At 72.1% G+C, this 12406-nt stretch carries 8 protein-coding genes and 1 pseudogene; 4 read left to right on the top strand and 5 right to left on the bottom strand.

Annotation, left to right across the window (positions count from 1 at the left end; genetic code table 11):
* Window position 1 precedes the first annotated feature (1 nt).
* Complete coding sequence (gene ligA / locus Phou_RS11665) at window positions 2-2128, top strand: NAD-dependent DNA ligase LigA (RefSeq protein ID WP_173056081.1); 2127 nt, start codon at window positions 2-4, stop codon at window positions 2126-2128.
* A 125-nt stretch (window positions 2129-2253) separates the two neighbouring features.
* A complete protein-coding gene (locus Phou_RS11660; RefSeq protein WP_173056080.1) occupies window positions 2254-4317 on the top strand; it encodes a putative bifunctional diguanylate cyclase/phosphodiesterase in 2064 nt (687 codons plus the stop codon).
* A gap of 1326 nt (window positions 4318-5643) precedes the next feature.
* Here Phou_RS11660 and Phou_RS11655 read toward each other — a convergent pair.
* From Phou_RS11655 to Phou_RS11635, 5 genes are read right to left on the bottom strand one after another with little or no spacing between them, the layout of a single operon-like run.
* On the bottom strand, window positions 5644-6621 hold the full coding sequence (locus tag Phou_RS11655; RefSeq protein WP_173056079.1) for an NlpC/P60 family protein: 978 nt from the start codon (window positions 6619-6621) through the stop codon (window positions 5644-5646).
* A gap of 24 nt (window positions 6622-6645) precedes the next feature.
* Window positions 6646-7137 (bottom strand): poly-gamma-glutamate biosynthesis protein PgsC/CapC, encoded by a 492-nt coding sequence (locus Phou_RS11650; RefSeq protein WP_246273498.1) that lies wholly within the window; start codon window positions 7135-7137, stop codon window positions 6646-6648.
* Window positions 7134-8312: a poly-gamma-glutamate synthase PgsB gene (gene pgsB, locus Phou_RS11645; protein WP_173056078.1), complete on the bottom strand. Its 1179-nt coding sequence runs from the start codon at window positions 8310-8312 to the stop codon at window positions 7134-7136. Before pgsB ends, Phou_RS11650 begins: the two co-directional genes overlap by 4 nt.
* Window position 8313: 1 nt before the next feature.
* Window positions 8314-8535, bottom strand: a complete 222-nt coding sequence (locus Phou_RS11640; protein WP_246273497.1) for a hypothetical protein — start codon at window positions 8533-8535, stop codon at window positions 8314-8316.
* Window positions 8508-10439, bottom strand: coding sequence for a sensor histidine kinase family protein (locus Phou_RS11635; RefSeq protein ID WP_173056076.1), 1932 nt, complete (start codon window positions 10437-10439; stop codon window positions 8508-8510). The genes Phou_RS11640 and Phou_RS11635 overlap by 28 nt, the downstream gene beginning before the upstream one ends.
* Window positions 10440-10634: 195 nt before the next feature.
* On the opposite strand from Phou_RS11635, the gene gatC reads away from it, so the two are divergent.
* The gene (gene gatC / locus Phou_RS11630) at window positions 10635-10934 is read left to right on the top strand and encodes an Asp-tRNA(Asn)/Glu-tRNA(Gln) amidotransferase subunit GatC (RefSeq protein WP_173056075.1); all 300 of its coding nucleotides are present in this window, start codon (window positions 10635-10637) and stop codon (window positions 10932-10934) included.
* A 2-nt stretch (window positions 10935-10936) separates the two neighbouring features.
* Window positions 10937-12399: pseudogene (gene gatA / locus Phou_RS11625) on the top strand (Asp-tRNA(Asn)/Glu-tRNA(Gln) amidotransferase subunit GatA); the annotation flags it as partial.
* Between the last annotated feature and the right edge of the window lie 7 nt (window positions 12400-12406).

The following is a 12406-nucleotide window of genomic DNA, read 5'->3' as shown; positions in this document are numbered from 1 at the left end:
GGTGTCTGAGGAAGTCATCCAGCAGCAGGTCACCCCGGAGCAGGTCGCGGCGGCGGGCAAAGAGCCACCCGTCGATGTCCGCGAGCGCCACGCCGCGCTCGCCGCCGAGCTTTCCGACCATCAGTACCGGTACTACGTGCTCGACGCGCCGACCATCTCCGACGCCGAGTTCGACCGGCTGCTGCGCGAGCTGGAGGCGATCGAGGAGGAGTTTCCCGCCCTCCGCACGCCCGACTCGCCGACCCAGCGGGTGGGTGGCACGTTCTCCACGCAGTTCACGCCGGTCGAGCACGCCGAGCGGATGATGTCGCTGGACAACGCGTTCGACGACGAGGAGCTCTCCGCTTGGGCCGAGCGGGTCGAGCGGGACGCCGGCGGGCCGGTGACCTACGTGTGCGAGCTCAAGGTCGACGGCCTCGCGATCAACTTGACGTACGAGAAGGGTCGCCTCGTCCGCGCCGCCACGCGCGGTGACGGGCGCACCGGCGAAGACGTGACGCCCAACGTGCGCACCATCCGTGACGTGCCCGAGCAGCTCGCCGGCGACGACGTGCCCGACCTGCTCGAGGTGCGCGGCGAGGTCTACTTCCCGGTCTCCGCGTTCGGCGACCTCAACGCGGGGCTCGTCGAGCAGGGCAAGCCGCCGTTCGCCAACCCGCGCAACGCGGCGGCCGGCAGCCTGCGGCAGAAGGACCCCCGGGTCACCGCCTCCCGCGGCCTGCGCATGGTCGTGCACGGCATCGGCGCGCGACGCGGCTTCCAGCCCACCGCGCAGAGCACGGCGTACGAGGTGATGAAGGGCTGGGGCCTGCCGGTCAGCGAGCGGTGGCAGGTCAAGCCCGACATGGCTGGGGTGCGCGAGTTCATCGACTACTACCGCGAGCACCGCCACGACGTCGAGCACGAGATCGACGGCGTGGTCGTCAAGGTCGACGCGGTGAGCATCCAGGGCCGGCTCGGCTCGACAAGCCGCGCGCCGCGCTGGGCGATCGCGTTCAAGTACCCGCCGGAGGAGGTCAACACCAAGCTCCTCGACATCCGCGTCAACGTGGGGCGCACCGGCCGGGTCACGCCGTTCGCGGTGCTGGAGCCGGTGCGGGTGGCCGGCTCGACGGTCGCGCTGGCCACCCTCCACAATGCTCGCGAGGTCGAGCGCAAGGGCGTGCTGATCGGAGACACCGTGGTCATCCGCAAGGCGGGCGACGTGATCCCCGAGGTGCTGGGCCCGGTGATGGAGCTGCGACCCGACGACGCACGCGCTTTCGAGATGCCGGAGCGGTGCCCGGAGTGCGGCTCGCCACTGGCGCCGGCCAAAGAGGGCGACATCGACATCCGCTGCCCCAACAACCGCTCGTGCCCGGCGCAGCTGCGCGAGCGGGTCTTCCACCTGGCTGGGCGGGGCGCGCTCGACATCGAGGTGCTGGGCTACAAGGCGGCGGTGGCGCTGCTGGAGTCCGGCATCATCCACGACGAGGGCGACCTGTTCGGGCTGACGGCCGACGACCTGGGGCGCGCCGAGTTCTTCGTCAACAAGGACGGCTCACTCGGCAGCAACGCGGTCAAGCTGCTGGAAAATCTCCAGGAGGCCAAGGAGCGTCCGCTGTGGCGGGTGCTCGTCGCGCTCTCCATCCGGCACGTCGGCCCGACCGCCGCGCAGGCGCTGGCCCGGCACTTCCGCTCGATGGACGCGATCGAAAAGGCGTCGCTGGAGGAGCTCTCCGGTGTGGAGGGTGTCGGGCCGACGATCGTCGAGAGCCTGCGCGAGTGGTTCACCGTCGACTGGCACCGCGAGGTGGTCGACAAGTGGCGGCGGGCCGGCGTGCGCATGGTGGAGGAGCAGGTTGACGAGGGCCCGCGGCCGCTGGAGGGGATCACGATCGTGGTGACCGGCACGCTGTCGACGTACTCGCGCGACCAGGCCACCGAAGAGATCGGTGCGCGGGGTGGCAAAGTGAGCGGGTCCGTATCGAAGAAGACCGGTTTTGTCGTCGTGGGCGAAAATCCAGGATCAAAGTACGACAAGGCGGTATCGCTCAAGGTTCCCGTGCTCGACGAGGCGGGTTTCGACGTGTTGCTGGAGCGCGGTCCCGATGCTGCGCGAGAGGTGGCGCAGACCATCGATGAATAACGTCGCGTGCCACTCGCGTATCTCAAGTTAGTCACGACTGTTGGCGAATACTCCCTGCCTGGCGCGCTCCCACACCTAAGGTGGTGAACGGCTCATGCAGTGGCGCGAGGCGGGGGAGGATATGCATGGAGGCCGCAGCGTCGCGGAACTCCGTTCCCCCTGAGCGGGCTCGCCCATTCTTCGCTTTCGCATTGGCGGTCATCACGGTGGCCGCCCTTGTGTGTGCGGTTCCGCTGGCCCGCCTGCCGGGGCAGGTGGACGACCTTCCGGCCGCGTTCTGGGTGATGGCCGGTCTCGCGGTGCTTGTCGACGCGCGGCCGTTCACCCCGCCGGGGCGGCGGCAGAGCTCAGCGGTCTTCCCGTCCACGTGTTTCACGTTCGCGATCATGTTGGGCTGGGGTCTCGCACCGGCCGTGGCCGTGCAGGCCGCGGCGGTCGTGGTCTCCTCGTGGCGCATGCGTCACGTGTGGTGGCGCGCCGCCTTCAACATCGCCCAGTACGCGCTGGCCCTCTCCGCCGCCTACGCCGTGAGCCGCCTCGCCGACCTCGACCGCATCCGCTGGGGTGACGTCGTCGTCTTCGCGGCGGCGGCCGCGGCCTGGTTCGTGGTCAAGTACAGCTCGGTCACCATCGCGGTGCGCCTGCTCTTCGGCGGCCGGTGGTGGGCGATGTTCCGCCAGGGCCTGCCCTTCGAGCTGCTCTCGATCGGCGCGTTACTGCTGCTCAGCCCGGTGCTGCTGGCCGCGGCCGAGACGAGCGCGGCGCTGATCCCGCTCGTGGTCGTCCCGCTGTACGCCGTCTACCGGATGGCCCGCCTCTCCGCCGAGCAGGAGCAGCTGTCCCGCGTCGACCCGCTCACCGGCCTCGCCAACCGCAAGGGCCTGCTCGGCGAGGTGGGTGACCAGCTGCCCACGCACGCCGCGCGGGACGCCAAGGGCGCGGACGACCGGCACCTGGCGCTGCTGGTGCTCGACCTCGACCGGTTCAAGCACGTCAACGACGCGCTCGGTCACGCGGTCGGTGACCGGCTGCTGATCGAGGTGGGCAGCCGCCTCACCGACGCGGTACGCCCCGGTGACGTGGTCGCCCGCCTCGGCGGCGACGAGTTCGCGATCCTTGCGCCGTGCCTGGCCGGCATCGATGAAGCCCGCGACCTCGCCGCGCGCGTGGTGGCGGCGCTCGGCGAGCCGGTCGAGCTGGACGGGCTGCCGCTCGACGTGTCCGGCTCGATGGGCGTCGCGCTGTACCCCGAGCACGGCGAAGACTTCGCGACGCTGCTGCGGCACGCGGACGTGGCCATGTACGACGCCAAGCACCGCGGCGACACCATCGCCGTCTACGCGCCCGAGTCCGACCACAACTCGCCGGAGCGGCTGAGCCTGCTGGCAGACCTGCGCCGCGCACTGGACGACGGCTCCGTGGCCGGCAGCCGCCAGATCACCATGTACTACCAGCCGCAGATCGCGATCGAGACCGGCGAGGTGGTGGGGGTCGAGGCGCTGCTGCGGTGGAAGCACCCGCGGCACGGCATGGTCGACCCGGAGGAGCTGATCCGCGTGGCCGAGCAGAGCGCCGTGATGCGCCTGCTCACCCGCCGGGTCGTCGACGACGTGGTCGAGCAGGTGGCCAAGTGGAGCGCCGCCGGCCTCAAGCTGCGCGCCGCGCTCAACGTCTCCGTACGCGACCTGCACGACGGCGAGATCGCCGACCAGATCGCCGACCGCCTCGGCCGCTACGCCCTCCCCGCCGACCGCCTCCAGCTGGAGATCACCGAGGGCGCGCTGATGGCCGACCCCCGCCGCGTCCTGGCCACCATCGCCCGCCTGGACAAGATCGGCGTGGCCATCGCCCTGGACGACTTCGGCACCGGCTACTCCTCCATGCAGCACCTGCGCCGCCTGCCACTCGCCGAGGTCAAGGTCGACCGCTCGTTCGTCCTGGGCATGGCCACCGACGCCGACGACGCCGCGATCGTCCGCTCGGTGATCGAGCTGGCCGGCGCGCTCGGCCTCCGCGTGGTCGCCGAGGGCGTCGAGGACGAACGCACCTGGCGCCTCCTCCACGCCGCCGGCTGCCACGTGGCGCAGGGCTGGTTCTACGCCCGCCCGATGCCCGCGGACGAGCTGGTGAGGTGGCTTTCCCGCTACCGCGCCGTCAACCCCAACGGCCCGCTCGACGGCGCAGCCTGACCCCGAGTCCTTTTCTTGATTTGAGCTACCGCGATGTCCGCGGTGGTCCGGACCGTTGCTCCCGCGGCCTCACCCTCCGCCGTTGGTCGCGGTCAGCCCCTTTGCCCGCGGCGCCGGCCGCACGCTCGGTGCGGCCACTCCGCCCGGCGCGCTGCCGGGACGCTAGCTAGCTGGGGTCGCTTGCGTGCCGCTGTTGGTCGCGGTCAGGTCGGCACGGCTGTCGCTCGGTGCGCCCGCTCCATCCGGCGCGTCGCCGGGACGCACGGTGGGGTTGCTCGCGCCCGCTGTTGGTCGCGGTCAGCCCTTTGCCCTTGGCGGTCGGCACCGGCTGCTGGTGGGTGCGGCCGCTCCGTCCGGCGCACGGCCGGGATGCTTGCTGGGTTGCTCGCGTGCCGCTGTTGGTCGCGGTCAGCCCTTTGTCGGTCGTGGCGCACGCCGTCTGCTGCTTGGCGCGGCGTCTCCCAGACCGGTCGCGCCCCGGTGGTGGTCGCGGTTAGCCGTCCTGCCGCCGGTGGGAGCGCTCGTGCTTCTGCAGATCTTTCGAGGCGGGTGCGCGAGTCCGCCCGCAGTTCGGCACCGTCGTCGCGGTCCGTGACTGTCGATCAGGTGTAGGCGGTGTGCGCTTCGAGATCTTGGTGAGTTGGCGCGTTATTTCGACGCTAACTTACCAAGATCTGCCGGAGGGGCACCTGGGCGATCGCGGAGGGTGAGGCGACACCGCGGGCACAGCGGCAGCTCACATCCAACTGGGGGTCGGACTTGGAAAGGCTCACCCTGACCGCAAAAGGACTCCCAGCGGGAGGGGGCATCCCACCGGCCATCGATCCACGGGTCGACGCTGGGGACATCGGCGTTGTGGAGCCGCCGGGACGCGCGCTGCGGTTGCTCGCGCCCGCCGTGGTTGCGCGGCACTGTGGTTGGTTGCGGTCACCCCTTTTGCCTCCGGCGGGAGCGCTCCGACCAGCGGGAGGGGTGCCATCCCACCGGCCATCGACCTACGGGAGTGGAGCAGGTCGGCGCCCGGGACGCCAGCGTTGGTCTCGTCGGGCGCGGTGCGTGCGTGGTGGTGCCCCGGGCGCCGACCTGCTTGAAGAACGGGTGGGTCGATGGGCGGCGGGATGGCACAGCGCGGCGTGGTGGGCGCGCGCCTCGCTGGCGGGCCCGTGGCGCCAGCTGCCGCCGGCTGAGGCGCTTTGCCCCGGGGCTGCAGCTCGCCGATCTGCGGGAGCGAGGCCTTTTGGGGTGAGCTTGCCGACCGCGGGGGTGAGGCCGCGGGAGCAACGGTCCGGACCACGACGGGCGTCGCGGTAGCTCGAATCTGCGGGTTTAGATGCGGCGGGCCGTGCGGAAACGGACGCCGTAGTGGCCGGAGCCGTCCAGCAGCGAGTCGCCGCCGGTGTCGCCAAGGGTCGGGCCGTCGGCCTTGGTGCGGCTGGAGATGAAGCGGTGCCGGCCGTTGCTGTCCACGCCCAGGTACATGCCCATGTGCTCGATGTGGTCGTTCAGGACCGGGCCGCCGTTGAAGAAGACGAGGTCGCCGGCGTTGAGGCGTTCGTACTCGCGGGCCTGCGTGCCGCGGTTGGGCATCAGCTGCACGCCCGGGCCCAGCGCGGCCATCGCGTACGCGCGGCGGGGCAGGCCCGTGCCGGCCGTGTTGGTGCCGCGGAGGGGGTAGCCCATGCGGTAGCCGTACACCATGCGGAGGAAGCCGGAGCAGTCGAGGCTGCGGATGTGGTCGGGGTCGGGGCGTTCCTTCTTGCCGTCCGGGAACTCCCAGTCGATGCCGAGGTAGTCGTAGAAGTCCGAGCGCTCGGCGCGGCCGTCGGGGTCGGTGGTCGAGAGCGGGCCGAACGAGGCGTTGCGCTTGCCGCCCTCGGTGTACTCCATCGCGATGGCGAGCGCGTCGGGGCTGCGGTCGGCGAGTGCCTTTTCCAGCCACGGGCGCACCCAGGTGTCGTCAACGGCGTCCTTCTGCCACGCGCGCGGCGCCAGCCGTATCCAGGCGTCCGTGGTGACGGTCGCTGCTGTGTGAGCCTCCTCGGCGAAGGTGCGTGAGGGGCCGGTCAGGCGCACCGTGCGGGCCTTGTCGGTGAAGACCGCGAGCGTCGCGCCCTCCGCGTCGACGACGAGCGTGCGGGCTGGATTGCTCACCCGCTTGAACTGCAGCTCCTCCACGGGAGGCGCGGACACGAAGTCGGGGGCGGCGGCGGCCGGCGCTGTGCCCTCCACCTCGCCCCGCTGGCAGGCGGCGGCGCCGCCCGCGAGCAGTACCACGGCGGCGGCGCTCACGAAGATCCCGCGCATCGACAACACTCCCTCCACGACCTTCTACGTCACCGGCACCAGGCCGGTCAGGATGCCGCTGATCACGACGCCGTAGGTGGCCGCCGAGACGACGGTCGTCGCCAGGATGGTGGCGCCCTTGGGCTGGCGGATCAGCTGGTACGCGATGAGGCCCGGCGCCACGAAGCCGAGCGTCTGGTGGGCGAACAGCAGCGGTACGTCGCGCTGGATGATGAGGAACGCGGTCACCTGGAGCAGCACGCTCAGCAGCACGACGGCGGCGAAGAGGCGCTTGCCGTACAGGATGACGATCTTCTGCAGCACCTTCATGAGCCCGAAGGTCACCACCGTCATCAGCACCATCACGGCGGCCTGTAGGTGGTCCTCGACCATGGCGAGCGCCACCCAGCCCGGCGTGATCATGCCGCCGGGGGAGAGGTTGGTGGTGAGATAGCAGATCAGCGCGAAGATCAGCCCCACGCCGAGGCACATGGTCGCGAGCTGCGGGCTCAGCTCCCCGCCGGGAAGGAAGGTCACCGCTTACCCCGCAGCCGCGCCAACTCGTCGATCAGGACCTCGCCCTGGCCGTGGATGTTGCCGACCGCGACCACCGAGGCCGTGCCGCGCACCTGGCCCAGCAGCGCGTCCAGCATCGCGCCGGGGCGCTGCCGCCCGCCGAGGTCGAGGACCCGCCCCTGCCAGCGCTCCGGGATCTTGGACAGTGCGCTGCGGGTCGGCTCGCCGATCAGCAGTACGCGGTCCGGGTCCAGCCGCGGCACCAGCGCCCCCATCTGCCCGTTGCGCTCGACCCGGTCGGGCCGGCAGTTGATGACCAGGTGCACCGGCCGGCGGATCAGGCCCTGCTGGGCGAGCTGGCGCACGTTGAGCAATGTGGACTCCGGGTCGTTGGCGGCGAACACGTTGGCGAAGCGCAGCCGCCGCCCGTTCGCCTCGTAGGTCTCGACGGTCAGCACGCCCGGGTCGGGCGGCGCGCCCCACATGCCGGCCAGCGCGGCCCGCCGGTCGATGCCGACGAGGCGGGCGACGGCGAGTGCGATCGCGACGTTTTCCTTGAACGTGATCCAGCCGAAGCCGCGCATCTCCTCGTCGGAGACCGTCTCCGGGTCGACCACGATGAGCCGGCAGCGCCGCTTGGCCGCCTCCTCCTTGAGGATCTCGAGGCGGTCCCGCTCGGCGGTCACGCACACCCCGCCCACCGGCATGGAGCGGCTCAGCGAGCGGGCCACGTCGTCGAGCGTGGGCCCCATCTCGGCGAGGTGGTCCTCGCGTACGTTGCACAGCACGCCGATCGTCGACCGGATCAGCTTTTCCTGGTTGATCTCCTGGAGCGCCGGCATCACCGCCATGCACTCCATGACCAGCGCGTCCGGGTGGTACATCGCGGCCCGCCGCACGATGCCGATCTGCTCGACCACGTTTGCGATGCCGAACTTGCGGTAGACCGGCTCCTCGCTGCCGTCGGTGAAGATGAAGCGCGCCGCCGTGCCGGTGGTCTTCGCGACCACGGAGAGGCCGCCGCCGCGCAACGCGCCCGCGCACAGGCGGGTGATCGAGCTCTTGCCGCGGATGCCGTTGACGAGGATGCGGGTGGGAATCTTGCGCAGGTTGGCGTTGTGCCCCCGCTGCTCGATGATGCCGGCGACCAGCAGCACCACGCAGCTTGCGGCGAAGACGCCGTAGAGGAAGAGCACCTCAGCGCCTCCCCGCGCGGCGCGAGCCGACCTTCTGGCGGTTGGGTGGGCGGCGCACGACGACCGTGGGCGGCGCGCCCGTGCCGCGCAGGCGTTCGGCGCCGCCGAGGCGGGCCGGGCCGTGCACGCGCACCTGGCGGCAGATCTCCAGGCAGCTCGCGATCGCGCCGATCTCGTCGGCTCGGTGCGGCGAGATCACCGCCTCGGTGTCGCCGTCGGCCATGCGGTCCGCCGCCGCGGCGAGCCGCCGCAGCGGCACCAGCAGCACGAAGTAGTGCCAGCCGAGCACGACCACGGCGAGGAAGGCCGCGGCACCGCCGAGGACCAGGCTCGCGCGGCGCAGGCTGTTGACCGGCAAAGCAAGATCACCAACGGCCTGCTCGGCCACCACGGACCAGCGCAGGCCCGCCGCGGAGCTGGGCTCGGCGAGGGGGTACCGGCGACCAGCGCCCGCCCCGCGATCTTCGCTCCGGTGCGTCCCTGCGACGCGGTGGTCGCCGCCTCGCGGGCCTCGCCACCGGCCAGCGGCTGAAACGCGCGGAAGCCCTCGGTGTCGAGGATCGTGCGCAGCTCGGCGTCGACCACGCGCACCCGCCCGTCGGCGCGCCGCAGCAGGTCGGCGAGGCGTGGCACGTCGAACTCGACCACCACGCTGTGCCCGTCCGGGCGGTGCGCGTACGCGTAGATGACCGGCAGCCGCCCGCCCGTGTTCGCCAGCCGCACGCCGCTCTCCTGAGGCAGCTTCTCCGCCTGGCGCAGCGGCTCCCGCCCGGCGGTGGTCACGACCCGCCCTTCGGGGTCGGTGACGTACGCGCCGCGGTACCTGTCGTCGCTCTCCACCAGCTGCCCGAGCACGGGGGTGAGCTGAGCCGGCGCCGTCTGCGCGTTTTGCGCGGCCGTGACCGTGGCTTGCCGCAGCCCACCGTCGAGCGAGTCGCCGAGCGCGCGGGTCGCGGCGGTCACCTGGTTTTCGCTGTCCAGGACCACCTGCGCGGGCACCGGCACGGGGCCGCCGGCGAACGTGTACCCGAGGGCGCCGCACCAGGCGAACACCATCGCCGGGATGCCGAGGAGCAGCACCACGGCCGGTACTCCGCGCGGGCGGGCGCGGTCGTCGAGGGCGGCGGCGATGCGGCGTACCTCGGAAGGGCCTTTGATCTTGGGTCGTGGACCCGGGTCGCCGCAGGCGTCCGCCTTGGCGCGCTCCAGCAGCCGGCGGACCGGGCGGACCAGCGCGCGGCGCGCCACCAGATATGCCAGCAGCGCGGCCACGACCAGCCCAGCGGCGGGCAGCAGCCCTTTCCACGGCGAGCCGACGTCGATCACCGGCGCGGAGACGGTCGAGGCCACCGCGATGCCGAGCGAACCCACCGGTGCCGCCACCACCAGCAGCGCGCTCCCGGCCGGTCCGCCGCTCGACCGCACGGCGCGCCCCTCGCGGGTCTCGGCGAGCGTCCGCTTGATCACGTCGCTGGCCGGCCCGCCGGCGGGGGGCGCGCCCTGCAGGACCGTGCTCTCGCCGGTGGGCAGCCCCACGAGCACGGACTGGCGGGAGTTGGGGGCCAGCCGCAGCGGGCGTACGCGCAAGGAGGTCATGCCGGCGAGCAGCCGCCCGTCGGGCAGTGGCGCGACGATCAGCGCGCGCGGCTCGCCGCCTTGGATCAAGGGGGTGACCGTGGTGCGCGGGACATCCTGAGGAACATTCGCCACCGGCACCGGCTCACCCCGCGCCGCGACCGGCCGCCGGCTGCCCGCGTCGAGCACCGCCGCGCCGGCCCAGGCCGTGCCGCCACCGGCCGCCGAGGCCAGCACCGCGGCCGGGTCGCCGCCCGCAGGCACCTGCTCGGCGGCCGCCTCCATCTCCTCGACGCCGCTGGTGACCGTCGCGTTGAGGCCGCGGGCGAGGCTGGTGACAAGGCGGTCCTGCGAGTCGACCACGGCCTGCGGGATCACCCGCCCGTGAAACATGCCCAGGTAGACGGCGCACACCACGGCGAGAGCGAGCAGCGCGCACAGCAACACCACGGAGGGTGCGCGGATGCCACTCGGAAACTTCGGTGCCGCCAGTTGCTTGTCCAGTGCGATCCGACGCCATGCGACGAGAGGATCGGCGGCAGGCAGGATCACCTCGCGCCGTATGGGCATACCGGGTTATACGGCCGGCGACGGCGAGGAGTTCGGTCTATGCCTCCGTTTTCCGTGGGGTCGGCTCGCGGGCGGCGGAGGGTGGCTAACTAAACTCGCTGGGGTCATAAACTCGCTCGGGTCACCGGGCACGTGCCACGCTCGGGCAGTCCGCAACCGTTCAAAAAGGGGGCACTCATGGCCGCCATCTCCCGCGAGGAGGTCGCGCACCTCGCGCGCCTGTCGCGGCTCGCCGTAACCGAAGAGGAGCTCGACCTCTTCGCCGGCCAGCTCGACGTGATCCTCCAGGCGGTCGCCCGGGTGGGCGAGGTCGTGGCCGAGGACATCCCGCCGACCTCGCACTCCGTGCCGCTGACCAACGTGCTGCGCGACGACGTCGAGGTCCCGTGCCTGACGCCGGAGGCCGCTCTCGCCGGCGCGCCCGACGTGGAAGAGGGCCGGTTCCGCGTGCCTCGGATCCTGGAAGAGGAGGCGTAACCGTGAGTGACTTGACCAGGATGAGCGCGGCGCAGCTCGCGGGCCTGATCGCGAGCGGGGATGCCTCCGCGACGGAGGTCACCGACGCGCACCTCGACCGCATCGCGGCGGTCGACGACCGGGTGCACGCGTTCCTGCACGTCGACGCCGAGGGTGCCCGCGCCGCGGCGCTCGAGGTGGACGAGCGCCGCTCGGCGGGTGAGCCGCTGGGGCCGCTGGCCGGCGTGCCGGTGGGCGTCAAGGACATCGTGGTCACCCGCGGGGTGCCCACCACCGCCGGCTCCAAGATCCTCGAAGGCTGGCGCCCGCCGTACGACGCGACGGTCGTCGAGCGGATGCGCGCGGCCGGGCTCGTGATCCTCGGCAAGACCAACCTCGACGAGTTCGCGATGGGCTCCTCGACCGAGTACTCGGCGTACGGCCCCACGTACAACCCGTGGGACCTCACCCGCATCCCGGGCGGTTCCGGTGGCGGCAGCGCGGCCGCGCTCGCGGCCTACGAGGCGCCGCTGACCGTCGGCACCGACACCGGCGGCTCGATCCGCCAGCCGGGCGCCGTCACGGGCACCGTCGGCGCCAAGCCCACCTACGGCGGCACGTCCCGCTACGGGCTCGTGGCGTTCTCCTCCTCTTTGGACACTCCCGGCCCGTGCGCCCGTACCGTCGAGGACGCGGCCCTGCTCCACGCGGTGCTGGCCGGCCACGACCCGCGCGACTCCACCTCGATCCCGCAGCCGGTGCCGGACGTGGTCGGCGCCGCCCGGCGGGGCGCGACCGGCGACCTGAGCGGGGTGCGGCTCGGCCTGGTGCGCGAGTTCGGCGGCGAGGGTGCCGAGCCGGGCGTGATGGCCGCCTTCCGCGACGGCCTCGACGCGCTGACCAAGCTCGGCGCCGAGGTGGTCGAGGTCTCCTGCCCCCACTTCCAGTACGCGCTGCCGGCCTACTACCTGATCGCGCCGAGCGAGTGCTCGTCCAACCTGGCGCGCTTCGACGGCGTGCGCTACGGCCTGCGGGTCGGCGACGACGGCCAGAAGGCGCTCGAGGAGGTCATGTCGCTCACCCGCGAGGCCGGCTTCGGCCCGGAGGTGAAGCGGCGGGTCATCATCGGCACGTACGCGCTGTCCAGCGGCTACTACGACGCCTACTACGGGCAGGCGCAGAAGGTGCGCACGCTGATCACGCGCGACTTCACGTCCGCGTTCGAGCAGGTGGACGTGCTTGTGTCGCCGACGACGCCGTTCGTGGCGTTCCCGCTGGGCTCGCGCACGTCCGACCCGTACCAGATGTACCTGGCCGACCTGTTCACGATCCCGACCAACCTCTACGGTGGCCCGGCGATCTCCGTCCCTGTGGACTCTCGGAGGGCCTGCCGGTCGGCTTCCAGATCATGGCGCCGACGCTCGCCGACGACCGGATGTACCGGGTGGCAGCCGCGCTCGAGTCCGCCGTCGGCACGCTGACCCCGGGGAGCT

The sequence above is a fragment of the Phytohabitans houttuyneae genome, from assembly GCF_011764425.1.
In the GTDB taxonomy this organism is placed as follows: domain Bacteria; phylum Actinomycetota; class Actinomycetes; order Mycobacteriales; family Micromonosporaceae; genus Phytohabitans; species Phytohabitans houttuyneae.
This window is presented reverse-complemented; position numbering and strand designations above follow the sequence as displayed.

Excerpts from the sequence above, each read along its gene's own strand:
- Phou_RS11660 (WP_173056080.1), top strand. The coding sequence starts at position 2,254 with ATGGAGGCCGCAGCGTCGCGGAACTCCGTTCCCCCTGAGCGGGCTCGC.
- Phou_RS11655 (WP_173056079.1), bottom strand. The coding sequence starts at position 6,621 with ATGCGCGGGATCTTCGTGAGCGCCGCCGCCGTGGTACTGCTCGCGGGC.
- Phou_RS11640 (WP_246273497.1), bottom strand. The coding sequence starts at position 8,535 with ATGGCCGACGGCGACACCGAGGCGGTGATCTCGCCGCACCGAGCCGAC.
- gatC (WP_173056075.1), top strand. The coding sequence starts at position 10,635 with ATGGCCGCCATCTCCCGCGAGGAGGTCGCGCACCTCGCGCGCCTGTCG.